Source organism: Kitasatospora sp. NPDC093550, from assembly GCF_044764985.1.
Taxonomy (GTDB): Bacteria; Actinomycetota; Actinomycetes; order Streptomycetales; family Streptomycetaceae; genus Kitasatospora.
This window is the reverse complement of record NZ_JBIWJF010000017.1, coordinates 91,612-110,338: the sequence shown is the minus strand read 5'-3', so window position 1 is coordinate 110,338 and position 18,727 is coordinate 91,612. Positions and strand designations below refer to the sequence as shown.

Annotated in this window: 11 protein-coding genes and 1 pseudogene; 2 read left to right on the top strand and 10 right to left on the bottom strand. The window is 71.7% G+C overall.

What is annotated here, in order from left to right; genetic code table 11:
* Positions 1–12 precede the first annotated feature (12 nt).
* From ACIRD3_RS26135 to ACIRD3_RS26120, 4 genes are all read right to left on the bottom strand, one after another.
* Complete coding sequence (locus tag ACIRD3_RS26135) at positions 13–1,338, bottom strand: serpin family protein (RefSeq protein WP_402221124.1); 1,326 nt, start codon at positions 1,336–1,338, stop codon at positions 13–15.
* Positions 1,339–1,375: 37 nt separating this feature from the next.
* Positions 1,376–2,374, bottom strand: coding sequence for an ADP-ribosylglycohydrolase family protein (locus tag ACIRD3_RS26130; protein WP_402221121.1), 999 nt, complete (start codon positions 2,372–2,374; stop codon positions 1,376–1,378).
* Positions 2,375–2,395: 21 nt separating this feature from the next.
* A complete protein-coding gene (locus ACIRD3_RS26125; protein ID WP_402221118.1) occupies positions 2,396–3,610 on the bottom strand; it encodes a cytochrome P450 in 1,215 nt (404 codons plus the stop codon).
* 92 nt (positions 3,611–3,702) lie between these two features.
* Complete coding sequence (locus tag ACIRD3_RS26120) at positions 3,703–4,443, bottom strand: SIR2 family NAD-dependent protein deacylase (RefSeq protein WP_402221116.1); 741 nt, start codon at positions 4,441–4,443, stop codon at positions 3,703–3,705.
* Between the two features lie 112 nt (positions 4,444–4,555).
* On the opposite strand from ACIRD3_RS26120, the pseudogene ACIRD3_RS26115 reads away from it, so the two are divergent.
* Both ACIRD3_RS26115 and ACIRD3_RS26110 read left to right on the top strand, forming a co-directional pair.
* Positions 4,556–5,620: pseudogene (locus tag ACIRD3_RS26115) on the top strand (ATP-binding protein).
* Positions 5,617–7,419, top strand: coding sequence for a hypothetical protein (locus tag ACIRD3_RS26110; protein ID WP_402221113.1), 1,803 nt, complete (start codon positions 5,617–5,619; stop codon positions 7,417–7,419). Before ACIRD3_RS26115 ends, ACIRD3_RS26110 begins: the two are co-directional and overlap by 4 nt.
* Positions 7,420–7,436: 17 nt before the next feature.
* Here the strand turns inward: ACIRD3_RS26110 and ACIRD3_RS26105 are convergent, their stop codons facing one another.
* The 6 genes from ACIRD3_RS26105 to rpoB form a co-directional block, all read right to left on the bottom strand.
* Entirely contained in the window at positions 7,437–8,045 is a 609-nt protein-coding gene (locus tag ACIRD3_RS26105; RefSeq protein WP_402221110.1) for a hypothetical protein, read from the bottom strand.
* A gap of 133 nt (positions 8,046–8,178) precedes the next feature.
* Entirely contained in the window at positions 8,179–8,859 is a 681-nt protein-coding gene (locus tag ACIRD3_RS26100) for a response regulator (protein WP_402221107.1), read from the bottom strand.
* Complete coding sequence (locus ACIRD3_RS26095) at positions 8,856–10,040, bottom strand: sensor histidine kinase (RefSeq protein ID WP_402221105.1); 1,185 nt, start codon at positions 10,038–10,040, stop codon at positions 8,856–8,858. Before ACIRD3_RS26095 ends, ACIRD3_RS26100 begins: the two co-directional genes overlap by 4 nt.
* 82 nt (positions 10,041–10,122) lie before the next feature.
* On the bottom strand, positions 10,123–10,797 hold the full coding sequence (locus ACIRD3_RS26090; RefSeq protein ID WP_402221104.1) for a DUF4097 family beta strand repeat-containing protein: 675 nt from the start codon (positions 10,795–10,797) through the stop codon (positions 10,123–10,125).
* Between the two features lie 219 nt (positions 10,798–11,016).
* Positions 11,017–14,910: a DNA-directed RNA polymerase subunit beta' gene (locus tag ACIRD3_RS26085; protein ID WP_402221101.1), complete on the bottom strand. Its 3,894-nt coding sequence runs from the start codon at positions 14,908–14,910 to the stop codon at positions 11,017–11,019.
* A 100-nt stretch (positions 14,911–15,010) separates the two neighbouring features.
* Complete coding sequence (gene rpoB, locus ACIRD3_RS26080; protein ID WP_402221099.1) at positions 15,011–18,487, bottom strand: DNA-directed RNA polymerase subunit beta; 3,477 nt, start codon at positions 18,485–18,487, stop codon at positions 15,011–15,013.
* Positions 18,488–18,727: the final 240 nt, after the last annotated feature.

The window sequence follows — 18,727 nt, the reverse complement described above, 5'->3', positions numbered from 1 at the left end:
ACGGCCCGGTGGCTACCCGGCCCGCGGATCGGTGACCTGGCCGAGGAACAGCGGCCGCCCGCCGGAGGTGTCCCGGATCAGGAACAGGAACGGCCGGTCGATGTGCAGCCGGGCGGCCGGCTGCGGAGCCGGCGCCGCGGCGACGCCGACCCCGACGCCGCTGCCGGCCGCCGCGACCGTGCCCTCCTCGTCGACCTGCACGGTGGCCTTCTGCACCACCGTGCTGACGGCGAGCGGCTCCTTGGCGATGCCTCCGAGGTCGGCGTGGTCGAAGGCCGCGTGGACGCCGAGCGAGCGCAACGCCGAGGTGAGCTCCTTGGACGTGTCGAAGTGGAAGCGCGGCAGCTGCAGGTCGACGGGCTGCGCGCTGAGGGCGCCGAGGATCCGGTCGAGCTGGGCCTGGTCCAGGCCCTTGGTGAAGGCCGCGAAGCCGCCCTGCGCGGGGACGATCAGGTCCATCGCCACATTGCCGCCCGCGTAGGGGAGTTCGACGGCCTGCCAGGGCTCCCCGACGATCCCGCCGGAGCCCTCGGCGTACTTGAACTCGCCGGTCTGGCTCATCGTGGAGACGTTGGGGGTGGTGCCGTCGAGCGGGTGGAACGGGCGGTCCTCGGTGTGCGAGGGCTTGAACTCGGAGGCCCACTTCGCCTTGAGGTAGAGCGCGTCGGTGAGCACGAGCCGGGTGTCCGGGTTGATCGCCTTCGGGGGGGCGAAGAGGTCCTTGATCCGTCCTTCGGTGGCCTTCTCCACGGCCGCGTTGACCGCCTTGCGGCTGCCCTCCGGATCCTTCGCGAAGTCGGTGGTGTGCACTCCGGCGTCGAAGGCGGCCGCGAGGGTGGCCAGGTAGTCGGGCTCCACCGGGAAGCCCTGCTGCGTCCAGACCTCGTCGGCCTGCCGCAGGGTGAGCCCCTCGGCGGCCGGCACCGGGCGGTTCAGCGCGCCGGCGGCAAGGGCGTACTGCTTCGGGTCGAGGTCCGTGTGCAGGGCCTTGGCGAGCTCGTCGGCGGTCGCGCCCCGGGCGCCGGGCAACAGCATCCCGAGCACGGTGGCCAGGCCGGACGGCGAGACCACGAGGTTGTGCCCGGCGTCGTCCGGCGTCGCGGTGAGGGTGTGCAGGAGGTCCAGGCCGAAGGCGTCGGTGGCCCGCGCGGTGGCGGCCACCCGGGCCGGGTCCACCGCGGGCCGGACGGCCGGCGCGGAGGCCCTCACCTCCGTGCCGGTCGCGGCGGCGCCGTTGCCGCCGCAGCCGGCGACCAGCGGTGCGGCGAGCGCGGCGGCGAGGAGCAGCGCCGCCGGGCGACGGGACGTACGACGGGTTCCGGTGCTGCGGTTCGTCATGGCCCTTCGACGCACCACCGCGCCCCCGGGTTCCGCCTCAGTCCCAGAGCGCCCCGAGTTCCAGCAGCTCGTCCCGGTACTCGATCCGCTCCACCCACTCGGCCGGCCAGGGCGCCTCGCCGTGGTGGGCGCCCGCGAAGGCGCCGGTCAGGCAGGCGAGCGAGTCGGAGTCGCCGCTGGAGTAGGCGGCCCGGCGGACGGCGGCCACCGGGTCGTCGGGCAGCAGCAGGAAGCAGAGCAGACCGGTGCCGAAGGCCTCCTCGGCGACCCAGCCCTCGCCGGTGGCCAGGCAGGGGTCGGCCTCGACGTCGGGCGCGGCCAGCGCGGCGTCCAGCTGGTCGAGCACCTTCAGGCAGTCGTCCCAGCCGCGGGCGAGGACGGCCTGCGGCGAGGCGCCGTACCAGCGGTCGGCGAGGTCGCCGAGCCAGAACCCGTCGTACCGCTCCCGGCCCGCCAGCGCGTACGCCCGCAGCGCGGCGGGCAGGTCGGCCGGCGGCAGGCCGTCGGCGAGCCGGCGGACGGCGTACGCGGTGAGGTCGCTCGCGGCGAGCGCGGTGGGGTGGCCGTGGGTGAGCGCGGACTGCAGCTGGGCGGCGCCGGAGAGCTGCCGGGCGTCCAGCTCGCGGACCAGCCCGATCGGGGCGACCCGCATGTTGGCGCCGCAGCCCTTGGAGCCGACGTCGCTCGCCTGCTGCCAGCGGTACTCCTCGCGGCTGAGCCGCTCGCAGGCGCGCAGGCAGGTCATGCCGGGGGCGCGGGTGTTCTCCGGGGAGCGCCACCAGTCGACGAACTCCTCGCGGACCGGCCGCACCAGGCGCAGCGGGGTCAGCGGGCCGCGGGCCAGGGCGGTGCGCAGGCCGCGGGCCAGGGCGAGCGTCATCTGGGTGTCGTCGGTGACCAACGCCCTTTCCGGCAGCGGGAGTCGCCGCCAGTCAGGGTGGTCGGCGGCGATCCGCTCGACGTCCTGGAACTCGGTCAGCCGACCGATCGCGTCCCCGATCGCCAGCCCCAGCAGTGCCCCCGTCGCCTTGCCCACGACCGCTCCCCCTCGTCTCCGTCAGACCTCGACCTGCAGTTCCTTGAGCCCGCGGATCACGTAGCCGGGGTTCCACTCGGGCTCGCGGACCAGCCGCAGGCCCGGGGCCCGGCGCAGCAGGGTGCCGTAGGACTCGGTGAGCTCCAGTCTGGCGAGCGGGGCGCCCAGGCAGAAATGGATTCCGGCGCCGAAGGTGATGTGCGGGTTGTCGGCGCGGGCGAGGTCGAGCCGGTCGGGGTCGGCGAAGCGCTCGGGGTCGCGGTTGGCGGAGCCGAAGAGCAGGGCGATCTCGGCGCCGCGCGGGATGGTCACGCCGCGGACCTCTATGTCCTCCAGGACCCAGCGCTCGAACATCTGCAGCGGGGTGTCCCAGCGCATCAGTTCCTCGATCGCGGTGGGCAGCAGTCCGTCCACCGCGCCGCGCAGCCGGGCGAGTTCCCCGGGGTGGCGGAACAGCGCCCACCAGCCGTTGCCGGTGGTGTTGACGGTCGCCTCGTGGCCGGCGTTGAGCAGCAGCACGCAGGTGGAGACCATCTCCTGCTCGCTGAGCGCGTCGGAGCCCTCCTGGGCCTGGATGAGCGCGCTGATCAGGTCGTCGCCCGGGTTCGCCCGGCGCTCGCGGATCAGCGCGCGCAGGTAGTCGGAGAACTCCGTGCTCGCGGTGACGGCCCGGCGGGCGGCCTCCTCGGTCGGGTTGAGCTCGAACATCCCGGTGATGTCGGCGGACCACGGCCGCAGCAGGTGCCGGTCGCCCGCCGGGACGCCGAGCATCTCGGCGATCACGGCGACCGGCAGCGGCTCGGCGACGGTGGCGATCAGGTCGCCGCCACCGGCCGCGAGCAGGTCGTCGACCAGTTCCCCGGCCAGCCGCCGCACGGTCGGGCGCAGCCCCTCGACCATGCGCGGGGTGAAGGCCTTGGAGACCAGCCGGCGGATCCGGGTGTGGTCGGGCGCCTCCAGGTCGAGCAGCCCGTGGTCGTTGAGGGTGTGGAAGGGCTCGTGCGCCGGGTCGGGTTCGGGGCGGCCGAACTCCGCGTGGCTGAAGCGGTGGGTGTAGGTGCGGCCGAGCCGGCGGTCGCGCAGCAGCGCGCTGACGTCCTCGTGGCGGGCGACGAGCCACTGGTTCGTCGGCTCGAAGTAGCTGACCGGCGCGTGTTCGCGCAGTTCGGCGTACGCGTCGTACGGGTGGGCCACGAACGCCGCCGACCAGGGGTCGAACTTCGCCGTCGTCGTCATCGGTCGATCACTCCTGGCCGTGCGGGGGAGCCGGAAGGATCATCGTACGCACGCGGTACGTCTGTGAAGAGACCCCTGCGGCCGCCGTTTCCTCAGCCCCGTTCCGTCACCAGCCGCCGCACGAGCTCCGGCAGCGCCCGGGAGATCGGCTCCCGGATCACCTCGGCCGCGGCCGCGTCGAAGGGGGTCGGCTCGCCGTTCACCACGATCAGCCGCGCACCGGCTTCCAGCGCGATCTGCGGCAGCGACGCCACCGGGTAGACCTGCAGGCTGGTGCCCACCGCGATGAAGAGGTCGCAGGCCTTGGCGATGGCGTCGGCCTGCTGGAGCACCGCCGGGTCCAGCGCCTCCCCGAACATCACCGTGCGCGGCTTGAGGATCCCCCCGCACTCCCGGCAGGCCGGATCCGGCTCCCCCGCCACGACCCGCTCCAGCGCCTCCGCCATCGAACCGACCACCCGGCAGCGCAGGCACTGCGTCTCCCGGGCGGTGCCGTGCAGTTCGAGCACCTTGCGCGGGGTCAGCCCGGCCGCCCGGTGCAGCCCGTCCACGTTCTGGGTGAGCACCCGCAGCGGCAGCCCGGAGCGCTCCAGGTCGACCAGCGCCCGGTGCCCGGCGTTCGGCTCGGCGGCCGACGCGCCGGTCTCCAGCCGCATCCGCCAGGACCGTCGGCGCACGTCCGGATCGGCCTTGTACGGCCCGATGGTGACCAGCTCCTGCGCCGACGGGTCCTTCTGCCACAGGCCGTTCGGGCCGCGGTAGTCGGGGATGCCGGAGTCGGTCGAGATGCCCGCGCCGGTGAGCACGGCGATCAGGGGGCGCTTCGCGTTCATACCCGGGACGGTACGGGCGCCCGCCCCGCCCCGGCCACCGAAAATCCAGGTGCGCCGGGTCAACTCCCCCCGCACACTGGGCCGGTCGCCCGCCGTACCGCGAAGGAGCCCCGTGCAGGGAGCAGTCAGCGTCTCGCCCGCCCAGATCCCCGAGCTGCTGCTCGGACTCGCCACCGTCCGTCCGGTGTTCCTCTGGGGCGCACCCGGGATCGGCAAGTCCTCCCTGGTCAGGGCGTTCGCCGAGTCGCTCGGCCTGGAGTGCGTGAGCCTGGTCGGCACCCAGCTCGCCCCGGAGGACCTGATCGGCGTCCCGCAGCTCACCCCGGACGGCCGCTCCCGGTTCTGCCCGCCCGAGCAGATCGCCCGCGACGAGCCGTACTGCCTCTTCCTGGACGAGCTCAACGCCGCCTCACCGGACGTCCAGAAGGCCTTCTACTCGCTGATCCTGGACCGCCGGATCGGCTCCTACGAGCTGCCGCCCGGCTCGATCGTGATCGGCGCCGGCAACCGCGCCACCGACGGCGCGCTCGCCCGCCCGATGGCGTCCGCGCTGGTCAACCGCATGATCCACGTCCATCTGCGGGCCAGCGCCGAGGACTGGCTGCGCTGGGCGGCCGGCGCCGGCATCCACCCCTGGGTCGTCGACTACCTCACCGACCGCCCCGACCACCTGTGGTCCGCCCCGCCCAAGACCGAGGAGCCGTTCTCCACCCCGCGCGCCTGGCACATGCTCTCCGACGCGCTGCACTCCTTCGGGCCCACGCTGGACGAGGAGACCCTCAAGGTCCTCGGGTACGGCCTGCTCACCCCGCAGCACGCGATCGCCTTCAGCGGCTACGCGAAGATCGTCCGCAACTCGTACGGCATCGAGGCGATCCTCAAGGGCGACGCCCGCTGGCCGCACCGGCCGGAGGACCGCGACCTGCTCTACTACCTCGCCGACTCCTTCCGCGGCCGCCTCGTCAAGGAGCTGCCCGCCAGCAAGGAGCACGCCTCCGGGGCGTAGCGGCAGACCGCCTTCCGGGCCAAGTCGCTGCTGGTACAGCTGGCCGAGATCTCGGTCGAGGTCGCCCAGACGGTGATCGCCGACGGCGCCGACGGCAACCCGCTGCTGCCCTCCTGGTTCCTGATCGAGGCCGCCCGGGACATGCCCCGCCTGGTCGAGGCCCGCCGGTGAAGTCCGCCGCCGGGAAGAAGTCCGAGCAGAGGCCCGACCCGGGCGCCGAGGCCTTCGCCGAGGGTGTCCGGCTGCTGCGCCGCAACACCGCCCTCGCGGCCCTGCCCGCCGGGTTCTGCCGCACCGAGACGTGCGAGCTCGCCCCGCCGGGCGGCTGGGCGGTGGTGGACTCCAACGGCACCGTGCACGTCAACCCGCGCCGCCGGGCCGAGCCCGAGGAGTGGGCCTGGGTGCTCGCCCACGCCCTGCTGCACCTCGGCTTCGGCCACGTCCCGGCCGCCCGCGGCCCCCGGGTCCAGCCGGACGACCACGCGGCCGCCGCCCGCTGCGCGGTGGTCAACCGCTTCCTGGCCACCTTCACGGTCGGCCGCGCCCCGGTCGTCCTCCCGCAGGAGTACCCCGGCGGCGACGAGGAGGAGCTGGCCGCCCGCTGGCGCCGCGACGGGCTGCCGCCGGCCGGTGCCGCCGGGACGGCCGGCACCGCCGACCGCGACCAGCTGCTGGTCGAATGGACCGGCTGCGGCCGTGACCCCAAGGACTGGGAGACCGCCTTCGCGGCCGCGCTCACCCGCACCGTGTCCGCCGCGATGGACCGGGCCGGCGGCCGGGTCGACGAGAAGACCGGCGAGCGCCTGCCCGAACGCCCCTGGACCAGGGCGCTCAACTGGTTCGTCTCCTCGTACCCGCTGCTCGGCGGCATCGCGGCCGGGCTCACCCTCGTGGCGGACGCCGAACTCGCCCGCGCCCACGGCATCGACGTCGCCGCCGTCAACGCCGAGGCCGGGGAGGTCTACGTCAACCCGCTGCGCCGGTACACCGACGAGGAGTGGCGGTTCATCCTCGGCCACGAGATGCTGCACGCCGCCCTGCGGCACGGCGAGCGCCGCGGCGGGCGGGACCCGTTCCTGTTCAACGTCGCCGCCGACTACGTCATCAACGGCTGGCTGCTGGAGATGGGCGTCGGCGACATGCCCGAAGGCCTGCTGCACGACCCGCGGTTGAAGGGCCTGTCGGCCGAGGAGGTGTACGACCGGATCGTCCGCGACCAGCGCCGGATCCGCCGGCTCGCCACCCTGGCCGGGAAGAACCGCCCGGACATCCTCGGGCAGCCGCTGGACCGCGGCCCGCGCGACTACGTGGACCTCGACGACTTCTACCGGCGCGGCCTGCAGCAGGGCTTCGAGCTGCACGGGCGCGAACGCGGCCTGCTCCCGGCCGGGTTGGTCGAGGAGATCCGGGCGCTGGCCCATCCGCCGCTCCCCTGGGACGCCCGACTGGCCCGCTGGTTCGACGAGTTCGTCCCCCGACCGGAGCCGGTGCGCAGCTACTCCCGCCCCGCCCGCCGGCAGTCCGCGACCCCGGACATCCCCCGGGCCGGCCGCCACCACCCCGAGGAGGAGGTGCCGCGCTGCACCTTCGGGGTCGTCCTGGACACCTCCGGCTCGATGGACCGGGTGCTGCTCGGCAAGGCGCTCGGCGCGATCGCCTCGTACGCCGCCGCCCGGGACGTCCCCGCCGCCCGGGTGGTGCACTGCGACGCCGCCCCGCACGACGCCGGGTACCTCCCGGTCGACGACATCGCCGGACGGGTCAGGGTGCACGGGCGCGGCGGCACCGTCCTCCAGCCCGGCATCGACCTGCTGGAGCGGGCCGAGGACTTCCCGCCCGGAGCGCCCGTCCTGGTCATCACCGACGGCGAGTGCGACGTGCTGCGACTGCGCCGCGAGCACGCCTTCCTCGTCCCCCGCGGTGCCGGGCTGCCCTTCACCCCGCGTGGACCGGTCTTCCGGATGAGCTGACCGGCGTCACCGGAAGGTCAGACCAGTACCGGCCGCGGGGCGGCGGCCGGACGGGCCAGCGGCGCCAGCGCGACCAGGTAGCAGGCGGCGGCGAGCGGGACGAAGGCCAGGTCGGCGCCCGCGGCGACGGTGCCCAGCAGCACCAGCACCGGGCTCCACCAGCGCAGCGTCCGGGCCGCTCCCACCGACGCGGCCGTCACCAGCGCCAGCAGACCGACGTAGAACAGCAGCGGCCCGTCCTGGTAGACGACCGGCAGCACGCCCGGGACCTCCTGCACCCGGTCGAACAGCCGCGACTGCTCGGCCTTGTCCGCCGCCACCACGCCGACGACCAGGTCGATGCCGATCTGCGCCAGCGAGCAGAGCAGCCCCGCGAACGCCGTCCCCAGCGCCGCCCCGACCGCGATCCGCCCGGCCGCGCCGCCCGGGGCGAGCCGCCGGCGCAGGGCCAGGAAGACCGGGGCGAACAGCAGCAGTCCGGCGAACATCGCGGTGTGGCCGGCCGTCCAGCCGAGGCCCGGCTGGCGGGAGCCCGGCACCAGGCGGATGCCGCCGTAGAGCGCCATCAGGGCGGGCGCGCCGACGACGGCGTACGGGGTGAGGCGGCTGAGCTGCGTGGCGTTCATCTGCGGTCTCCTGCGGTGTCCGTGGTCCGTTCCGACACCGCACAGCCTGTCCGCCGGGGCCCTCGTCCCGGATCGCCCGCACCGGCGAACCCGCCGCCTCCCCCGCAGGAGGGATCCCGCGCGCGGGCGCCGGTCAGGACTCCCCCGCCACCACCGCCCCCGCCTCGTACGCGAACACCACCGCGTGCACCCGGTCCCGCAGTCCGAGCTTGCTCAGCACATTGCTGACGTGCGTCTTCACCGTGTGCTCGCTGACCACCAGCTCGGCCGCGATCTCCGCGTTGGACAGCCCCCGCGCGATCAGCCGCAGCGTCTCCTGCTCGCGCAGGGTGAGCTGCTCCAGCAGCTTGGACGGCGGCCGCACCGCCCGCTCGGGAGCCCCCGGCCGGCGGGCGGCGAACTCGCCGATCAGCCGCCTGGTCACCGAGGGCGCGAGCAGCGCCTCCCCCGAGGCGACCATCCGCACCCCGTGCGCCAGGTCGTCCCGCCGGACGTCCTTGAGCAGGAAGCCGCTGGCGCCCGCGTACAGCGCGTCGAAGACGTAGTCGTCGATGTCGAAGGTGGTCAGCATGATCACCTTGGTGGCCGGGAACTCCGCGCACACCCGGCGGGCCGCCTCCAGCCCGTCCATCACCGGCATCCGGACGTCCAGCAGCAGGACGTCCGGGCCGTGCGCGCGCACCGCCTCGACCGCCTCGGCCCCGTCGGACGCCTCGGCCACCACCTCGATGTCCGGCTGCGCGTCCAGGATCATCCCGAACCCGGCCCGCACCAACTCCTGGTCGTCCGCGACGACCACCCGGATCGGCGTCATCCGCCCACCCCCTCCACCGTGCCCGCGCCCAGCGGCAGCCGGGCGCTCACCAGAAAACCCCTGCCCTGCGGCCCCGGCCCGGCCTCGGCCCGTCCGCCGCAGGCCGCCGCCCGCTCCCGGATGCCGACCAGGCCGCGCCCGCCGGACCAGCCGACCACCGTGCGGTCGGCCTTCGGCGCCACCCCGTTGCCGTTGTCGGAGACCACGACCTCCAGCACGTCCCCGGCCCGGCGCACCCGGATCGCCGCCCGGTCGGCCCCGGAGTGCTTGACCGTGTTGGTCAGCGCCTCCTGCACGATCCGGTACGCCGCCGCCTCCACGTCGGCCGGCAACCCGCCCCCGCCCTCCGGGAGTTCGAGGTCCACCCGCAGGCCCGCCCCGCGCACCCGCTCGGCCACGTCGGCGAGTTCGGCCAGCCTGGGCTGCGGCGCCAACTCCCGGCCCGCCTCCGGGTCCTTCAACACCCCGAGCACCCGACGCAGTTGGACCATCGCGTCGCGGCCGGCGTCGGCGATGGTGTCGAACGCGCGGATCGCCCGGTCCGGATCGCTGCGCACCACCACCGGCCCGGCCTCGGCCTGGATCACCATCAGCGAGACGGCGTGCGCCAGGATGTCGTGCATCTCCCGGGCGATCCGGGCGCGCTCCTCCGCGACCGCCCGCGCGGCATCGCTCGCCGCCCGCTCACCGGCCTCCCGGGCCCGCTCCGCCTGCACCCGGGCCAACTGCCGCTGAGCCCGCACCAACGAGCCGAAGACGTACGAGCCGACCGAGGTGAGCAGGCTGAACACCATGCCGTTCGGCGAGTGCGTCCCGACCACGTTGCCGACCACCGTGATCGCCAGCACCGACCAGCGCACCCGGTCAGAGCAGCGCTCCGCCACCGTGTAGAGGCCGATGACGCCCGCCAGCGGCACCTGGGCGTTCGCCGAGTGCGCCAGCACCGACAGCGCGATCTCGGCCGCGCTGTACAGCGCGAGCACGGTCAGCGGCGCCCTGCGCCGCCACGGCAGCGGCGCCGCGGTGGCCACCGCCAGCAGGTAGACCCACGCGGACCAGTGCGGTTCGTCGTTGTACACGGCCCAGGCCGCGACGCCCGCGGAGGCCACCGCCAGCAGCGAATCCAGCACGTACGGGTTCAGCCCGTCCGTCCGGCTCCGCCGGCACGTCGCACGCTCCACCCCGGTACCTCCCCCGTCGCCGGGGACCCGGCCCCCGCGGAGAAGATCATGCCCTACCGGCAGGACCTCCGGTACGGCCCGGTCAGGCACCGCTGACCGTCACACCGCCGGACTCCGCCCGCGCGGTGATGCTGTGCGCCGCCCCCGGCTGCGTGGGGACGCCCACGTCCACCCCGCCGTTCGCCGCGTGCGCGTCCACCGCGTACGCCTCGCCGCGCGGCACGCTCACGTGCACCCCGCCACTGGTCGTCCTCGCCTCCAGGGTCGACGGCGCGGCGGCGAAGTCGGCCCTCACCCCACCGTTCACCGAGGTCAGCTTCGCCTTCGGGGAGGTCAGCCCGCTCGCCTCCACCCCGCCGTTGGTCACCTCGGCCACCGCCTCGCCGGCCAGCCCGTTCAGCTTGACGCCGCCGTTGGTCTCCTTCACCCGCACCGTGGTCCCGGCCGGCACCCGCACGGTGTACCCGATCCCGCAGCTGTCGCAGTCGTACGTCAGCCGGAGCACGCCGTCCTTCACCTCGTGCGTGCTCTTCGGCGCGTCCCCCCGGTAGTTCTGCTTCTCGACCACGTGCACGGTGTCGCCGTCGCCGGTCACCTCCACACCGCCGTTCCGCCCCTCGACCACCAGCTCCTTGATCGACTCGGCCACCCCGTAACTGACCGTCCGGTGCTCGGAGTCGTCCCCGATCGGCAGACAGCCCGACATCCCGACCAGCACCCCCGCCGTGATCGCCATCGCGCCCAGCGCCCGCTTCATTCCGGCTCCCTTCGCAAGCCCCGTCCTGCCGACACCGAGAACCCTGCCGCGGCCACCCCCGCGCCGCCTCCCTCCCCGGAGCGGTTCCCGCGACTCCCCCGCACGGGTGAGTCCGTCGGGCGCGCCCTCCCCGCCCGGCCCCGGGAACGCCGCAGGGCGGCCACCCCGTGAGGGGTGACCGCCCTGCGATCAGCGGCCGTCGCCGGCCGGAGAGGTGACTCAGCCGGTGTACGGGCCGTAGTCGTAGTCGTCCAGCGGAACCGCCTGGCCGGAGCCGGCGCCGAAGGGCGACAGGTCGTAGTCGTCGTAGCCGACGGCCGAGTACATCGCGGCCTTGGCCTCCTCGGTCGGCTCGACCCGGATGTTGCGGTAGCGGGGCAGACCCGTACCGGCCGGGATGAGCTTACCGAGGATGACGTTCTCCTTGAGGCCCAGCAGCGGGTCCGACTTGGCGTGGATCGCCGCGTCGGTGAGGACCCGGGTCGTCTCCTGGAAGGAGGCGGCCGACAGCCAGGACTCGGTGGCCAGCGAGGCCTTGGTGATACCCATCAGCTGCGGACGGCCGGAGGCGGGGTGACCGCCCTCGGCGACCACACGACGGTTCTCGGTCTCGAAGCGGCCGCGCTCGACGAGCTCGCCCGGGAGCAGCTCGGCGTCGCCCGACTCGATGATCGTCACGCGGCGGAGCATCTGCCGGATGATGATCTCGATGTGCTTGTCGTGGATCGACACACCCTGCGAGTTGTAGACCTTCTGGACCTCGGCGACCAGGTGGACCTGGACGGCACGCTGGCCCATGATGCGCAGGACGTCGTGCGGGTTGGTGGCACCCATGGTCAGCTTCTGGCCGACCTCGACCGCCTCGCCCTCGCTGACCAGGAGCTTGACACGCTTGGAGACCGGGTAGGCGATCTCGTCGGTGCCGTCGTCCGGGGTGATGACGATCTTGCGGGTCTTCTCGGTGTCCTCGATCCGCGCCCGGCCGGTGGCCTCCGAGATCGGGGCCACACCCTTGGGGGTACGGGCCTCGAACAGCTCGACGACACGCGGCAGACCCTGGGTGATGTCGTCACCGGCCACACCACCGGTGTGGAAGGTACGCATCGTCAGCTGGGTACCGGGCTCACCGATGGACTGGGCGGCGATGATGCCGACCGCCTCACCGATGTCGACCAGCTTGCCGGTGGCCAGCGAGCGGCCGTAGCAGAAGGCACAGGTGCCGACGGCCGACTCACAGGTCAGGATCGAGCGGGTCTTGACCTCGCTGATGCCGTGGCGGATCAGCTCGTCGATCAGCACGTCACCGAGGTCGGTGTTCGCGGTGGCCAGCAGCTTGCCGTCGACGGTGATGTCCTCGGCGAGCATGCGGGCGTACACGCTGGTCTCGACGTCGTCGGCCTTGCGCAGCACGCCGTCCGCGCCCACGGAGCCGATCGCCAGCTTCAGGCCGCGCTCGGTGCCGCAGTCCTCCTCGCGGATGATGACGTCCTGGGAGACGTCGACCAGACGACGGGTGAGGTAACCGGAGTCGGCGGTACGGAGGGCGGTGTCGGCCAGACCCTTACGGGCACCGTGGGTGGAGATGAAGTACTCCAGCACGGTGAGACCCTCACGGAACGACGCCTTGATGGGTCGCGGGATGGTCTCGTTCTTGGCGTTCGACACCAGACCACGCATACCGGCGATCTGGCGCATCTGCATCATGTTTCCACGAGCACCCGAGTCGACCATCATGAAGATGGGGTTCGTCTTCGGGAAGTTCGCGGCCATGGCGTCCGCGACCTCGTTGGTCGCCTGGGTCCAGATGCCGACGAGCTCCTGCTTGCGCTCGTCGTTGGTGATCAGACCGCGCTCGTACTGCTTCTGGACCTTCTCCGCCTTCGCCTCGAAGCCCTCCAGGATCTGGGGCTTGCTCGGCGGGACGATGACGTCCGAGATCGAGACGGTGACACCCGAGCGGGTCGACCAGTGGAAGCCGGCCGCCTTCAGGTTGTCCAGGGTCGCCGCGACGACGACCTTGGGGTAGCGCTCCGCCAGGTCGTTGACGATCGCGGAGAGCTGCTTCTTGCCCACCTCGTAGTCGACGAACGGGTAGTCCTCGGGCAGCAGCTCGTTGAAGAGCGCGCGGCCCAGGGTGGTGGTCAGGCGGAAGGGCTCGCCGTCGTACCAGGTCGGCTGACCGTCCTCGTCCACCGGAGCGGTCCAGCCGCGCGGCGGCACGGTGCCGGCCGGCAGGCGCAGCTCGATCGGGGCCTGGACGTCCAGGTCGCGGGCGTCGAAGGCCATGATCGCCTCGGCGGTCGACGAGAAGGTGCGACCGGCGCCCTTCACGTTCTCGCGGTCCGAGGTCAGGAAGAACAGACCGAGCACCATGTCCTGGGTCGGCATGGTGACGGGACGACCGTCGGCCGGCTTCAGGATGTTGTTCGAGGACAGCATCAGGATGCGGGCCTCGGCCTGCGCCTCCGCGGAGAGCGGCAGGTGGACGGCCATCTGGTCACCGTCGAAGTCCGCGTTGAACGCGGTGCAGACGAGCGGGTGGATCTGGATGGCCTTGCCCTCGACCAGCTGCGGCTCGAAGGCCTGGATGCCGAGGCGGTGCAGGGTGGGCGCACGGTTCAGCAGGACCGGGTGCTCGGCGATGACCTCTTCGAGCACGTCCCACACGACCGGACGGGCACGCTCGACCATGCGCTTGGCCGACTTGATGTTCTGCGCGTGGTTCAGGTCGACCAGGCGCTTCATCACGAACGGCTTGAAGAGCTCCAGCGCCATGGCCTTCGGCAGACCGCACTGGTGCAGCTTGAGCTGCGGGCCGACGACGATGACCGAACGGGCCGAGTAGTCGACTCGCTTGCCGAGCAGGTTCTGGCGGAAACGACCCTGCTTGCCCTTCAGCATGTCGCTGAGGGACTTCAGCGGGCGGTTGCCCGGGCCGGTGACCGGACGGCCGCGGCGGCCGTTGTCGAACAGCGCGTCGACGGCCTCCTGGAGCATGCGCTTCTCGTTGTTCACGATGATCTCGGGGGCACCGAGGTCGAGCAGGCGCTTCAGGCGGTTGTTGCGGTTGATCACGCGGCGGTACAGGTCGTTCAGGTCGGAGGTCGCGAAGCGGCCACCGTCCAGCTGCACCATCGGACGCAGGTCCGGCGGGATGACCGGGACGCAGTCCAGCACCATGCCGTTGGGCTTGTTGGTGGTCTGCAGGAACGCGGAGACGACCTTGAGGCGCTTCAGCGCACGGGTCTTCTTCTGGCCCTTGCCGGTGCGGATGATCTCGCGGAGACGCTCGGACTCCTCCGCCAGGTCGAAGTTCTCCAGGCGGTCCTTGAGGGCCGCCGCGCCCATCGAGCCGGAGAAGTAGGTGCCGAAGCGGTCGCGCAGCTCGCGGTAGAGCAGCTCGTCGCCCTCCAGGTCCTGGACCTTGAGGTTCTTGAAGCGGGCCCACACCTCGTCGAGGCGGTCGAGCTCGCGCTGCGCGCGGTCGCGCAGCTGCTTCATCTCGCGCTCGGCGCCCTCGCGCACCTTGCGGCGCACGTCGGCCTTGGCGCCCTCGGCCTCCAGCTCGGCCAGGTCGGTCTCGGCCTTCTTGGCGCGGGCTTCGAGGTCGGAGTCGCGGCGGTTCTCGATCTGCTGGCGCTCGACCGAGACGTGCGCCTCCAGGGACGGCAGGTCGCGCTGGCGGCGCTCGTCGTCGACCCAGGTGATCATGTAGGCGGCGAAGTAGATGACCTTCTCGAGGTCCTTCGGCGCCAGGTCCAGCAGGTAGCCCAGGCGGGACGGCACGCCCTTGAAGTACCAGATGTGGGTGACCGGGGCGGCCAGCTCGATGTGGCCCATCCGCTCACGGCGCACCTTGGCGCGGGTCACCTCGACGCCGCAGCGCTCACAGATGATGCCCTTGAAGCGGACGCGCTTGTACTTGCCGCAGTAGCACTCCCAGTCCCGGGTGGGGCCGAAGATCTTCTCGCAGAAGAGCCCGTCCTTTTCCGGCTTCAGGGTGCGGTAGTTGATGGTCTCCGGCTTCTTGACCTCGCCGTGCGACCACTGGCGGATGTCGTCGGCGGTGGCCAGGCCGATGCGGAGCTCGTCGAAGAAGTTGACGTCAAGCACTGGTCGTCAAGCCCTCTTTCGTAAGTCGAGAGTCGTTCATGTGGTCTGAGGGGGGCCTGGGGGCGGGCCGGCCGCGGTCGTGCGGCCGGCCCAACCTCCGTCAGACCTCTTCGACGCTGCTGGGCTCGCGCCGGGACAGGTCGATGCCGAGCTCCTCGGCGGCGCGGAACACGTCCTCGTCGGAGTCCCGCATCTCGATGGACTGGCCGTCCGAGGACAGCACCTCCACGTTGAGGCAGAGCGACTGCATTTCCTTGATGAGGACCTTGAAGGACTCGGGAATGCCGGGCTCGGGGATGTTCTCGCCCTTGACGATGGCCTCGTAGACCTTGACTCGGCCGAGGACGTCGTCGGACTTGATGGTGAGCAGCTCCTGCAGGGCGTAGGCCGCGCCGTACGCCTCGAGGGCCCACACCTCCATCTCACCGAAGCGCTGACCACCGAACTGCGCCTTACCACCGAGCGGCTGCTGGGTGATCATCGAGTACGGGCCGGTCGACCGGGCGTGCAGCTTGTCGTCGACCAGGTGGTGCAGCTTGAGGATGTACATGTAGCCGACCGAGATCGGCATCGGGAACGGCTCGCCGGAGCGGCCGTCGAACAGCCGGGCCTTGCCGGTGGAGTTCACCAGGCGCTCACCGTCACGGGTGAGGGTGGTGTTGTCCAGCAGGCCGGTGATCTCGTCCTCGCGGGCGCCGTCGAAGACCGGGGTGGCGAGGTTGGTGCCGCCCTCGACCTGGTCGGCGCCGATCGCCTGCAGGCGCTTGGCCCACTCGTCGGCGAGGCCGGAGACGTCCCAGCCCTGCTTGGCGAGCCACCCGAGGTGGATCTCCAGGACCTGTCCCGGGTTCATTCGGGACGGGACACCCAGCGGGTTGAGGATGATGTCGACCGGGGTGCCGTCCTCCAGGAACGGCATGTCCTCGACCGGCAGGATCTTGGAGATGACGCCCTTGTTGCCGTGACGGCCGGCGAGCTTGTCACCGTTGGTGATCTTGCGCTTCTGGGCCACGTAGACGCGGACCAGCTGGTTGACGCCCGGGGGAAGCTCGTCGCCCTCCTCGCGGTCGAAGACGCGGACGCCGATGACCTTGCCGGACTCACCGTGCGGCACCTTCAGCGAGGTGTCGCGGACCTCGCGCGCCTTCTCACCGAAGATCGCGCGGAGCAGGCGCTCCTCGGGGGTCAGCTCGGTCTCACCCTTCGGGGTGACCTTGCCGACCAGGATGTCGCCGGTGACGACGTCGGCGCCGATGCGGATGATGCCGCGCTCGTCGAGGTCGGCGAGGACCTCCTCGGAGACGTTCGGGATGTCCCGGGTGATCTCCTCGGGGCCGAGCTTGGTGTCACGGGCGTCGACCTCGTGCTCCTCGATGTGGATCGAGGAGAGGACGTCGTCCTGCACGAGGCGCTGCGACAGGATGATCGCGTCCTCGTAGTTGTGACCCTCCCACGACATGAACGCCACGAGCAGGTTCTTGCCGAGGGCCATCTCGCCCTCGTCGGTGCACGGGCCGTCGGCCAGGACCTGGCCGGCCTCGACCCGGGCGCCCTCGTCCACGAGCACCTTCTGGTTGAAGGAGGTGCCCTGGTTGGAGCGGGTGAACTTGGCGGCGCGGTACGTGGTGTACGTGCCGTCGTCGTTGGCCACGGTGACGTAGTCGGCCGAGACCTCCTGGACGACACCGGCCTTCTCGGCGGTGATGACGTCCGCGGCGTCGACGGCGCAGCGGTACTCCATGCCGGTACCGACCAGCGGAGCCTCGCTCTTCAGCAGCGGCACCGCCTGGCGCATCATGTTCGAGCCCATGAGCGCGCGGTTGGCGTCGTCGTGCTCGAGGAACGGGATCATGGCGGTCGCGACCGACACCATCTGGCGCGGCGAGACGTCCATGTAGTCGATCTCGGAGCCCGGGATGTAGTCGATCTCGCCACCACGGCGGCGGACCAGGACGCGCGGCTCGGCGAAGTGCAGGTCCGCGGTCAGCGGCGCGTTCGCCTGGGCGATGACGTAGCGGTCCTCCTCGTCGGCGGTCAGGTAGTCGACCTGCTCGGTGACCACACCGTCGACGACCTTGCGGTACGGCGTCTCGATGAAGCCGAACGCGTTGACCCGGCCGTACGAGGCCAGCGAGCCGATCAGACCGATGTTCGGGCCTTCGGGGGTCTCGATCGGACACATGCGGCCGTAGTGCGAGGGGTGCACGTCACGGACCTCGAAGCCGGCGCGCTCACGGGAGAGACCGCCGGGGCCGAGCGCGGACAGACGACGCTTGTGGGTCAGGCCCGACAGCGGGTTCGTCTGGTCCATGAACTGCGACAGCTGGCTGGTGCCGAAGAACTCCTTGATGGAGGCGACGACCGGCCGGATGTTGATCAGGGTCTGCGGCGTGATCGCCTCGACGTCCTGGGTGGTCATGCGCTCGCGCACGACGCGCTCCATACGGGCGAGACCCGTACGGACCTGGTTCTGGATGAGCTCGCCGACGTTGCGCAGGCGGCGGTTGCCGAAGTGGTCGATGTCGTCGACCTCGACCACGATGTCGCGGCCCTCGCCGTCACGCCACTCGGTCTCGCCCGCGTGCAGCTTCACCAGGTACTTGATCGCACCGATGATGTCGGGCTCGGTGAGCACGCCGGAGTCCAGCGACTCGGCGTTGCCCAGCTTGCGGTTGACCTTGTAGCGGCCGACCTTGGCCAGGTCGTAGCGCTTCGGGTTGAAGTACAGGTTCTCCAGCAGCGTCTGCGCGGCCTCGCGCGTCGGCGGCTCGCCCGGACGCAGCTTGCGGTAGATGTCCAGCAGCGCGTCGTCCTGGCCCTGGGTGTGGTCCTTCTCCAGGGTGTTGCGCATGGACTCGTACTCGCCGAACTCCTCGAGGATCATCTCGTTGGTCCAGCCGAGGGCCTTCAGCAGCACGGTGACGGACTGCTTGCGCTTGCGGTCGATGCGGACGCCGACCATGTCGCGCTTGTCGATCTCCATCTCCAGCCAGGCACCACGCGAGGGGATGACCTTGCAGGAGTAGATGTCCTTGTCGGACACCTTGTCCAGGGTGGAGTCGAAGTACACACCCGGGGAGCGGACCAGCTGCGACACGACGACACGCTCGGTGCCGTTGATCACGAACGTGCCCTTGTGGGTCATGAGCGGGAAGTCGCCCATGAAGACCGTCTGAGACTTGATCTCACCGGTCTCGTTGTTGGTGAACTCGGCCGTGACGAAGAGCGGGGCCGCGTACGTGAAGTCGCGGTCCTTGCACTCGTCAATGGAGTTCTTCGGCGGCTCGAAACGGTGGTCGCGGAAGGTCAGGGACATCGACCCGCTGAAGTCCTCGATCGGCGAGATCTCCTCGAAGATCTCCTCCAGACCGGACTTGGTGGGGACGTCCAGACCAGACTCCAGCGCCTCCTCGACCCGGGACTTCCAGGCCGCGTTGCCGAGCAGCCAGTCAAAGCTCTCGGTCTGCAGGGCCAGGAGGTTCGGGACCTCGAGGGGCTCCTTGATCTTCGCGAAGGAGACGCGGAGCGGGGCGGTGGATGCGGCGGAATTGTTCGAGGCGTTGCGCGGCGCGGCCAAGAGGGGGGTCCTTCCGAGGGCTCGGAGCTCACTACGCGCGTACCAGCCGGGCCTGCATGGGCTTGGTCCCGCCTCCCTCGCCATCGGCCTCTGCCGGAGTCGAAACCCCAGGTCAGAGCCGCTTTGCGGAGGCGGTGCCAGACCCCTTCAGGGCAACGCAAACTCCGGGCGACGAGTCACGGAGCAGCTAACAGGCAGCGCAAAGGGACAGTGTAGCCAAAGGCCACACTGCTGTCCAGC

What these genes read in the sequence shown, in the direction of transcription:
- ACIRD3_RS26090 (WP_402221104.1), bottom strand. Translation starts at nt 10,797, where the DNA reads ATGAAGCGGGCGCTGGGCGCGATGGCGATCACGGCGGGGGTGCTGGTC.
- ACIRD3_RS26135 (WP_402221124.1), bottom strand. Translation starts at nt 1,338, where the DNA reads ATGACGAACCGCAGCACCGGAACCCGTCGTACGTCCCGTCGCCCGGCG.
- ACIRD3_RS26105 (WP_402221110.1), bottom strand. Translation starts at nt 8,045, where the DNA reads ATGAACGCCACGCAGCTCAGCCGCCTCACCCCGTACGCCGTCGTCGGC.
- ACIRD3_RS26125 (WP_402221118.1), bottom strand. Translation starts at nt 3,610, where the DNA reads ATGACGACGACGGCGAAGTTCGACCCCTGGTCGGCGGCGTTCGTGGCC.
- ACIRD3_RS26100 (WP_402221107.1), bottom strand. Translation starts at nt 8,859, where the DNA reads ATGACGCCGATCCGGGTGGTCGTCGCGGACGACCAGGAGTTGGTGCGG.
- ACIRD3_RS26120 (WP_402221116.1), bottom strand. Translation starts at nt 4,443, where the DNA reads ATGAACGCGAAGCGCCCCCTGATCGCCGTGCTCACCGGCGCGGGCATC.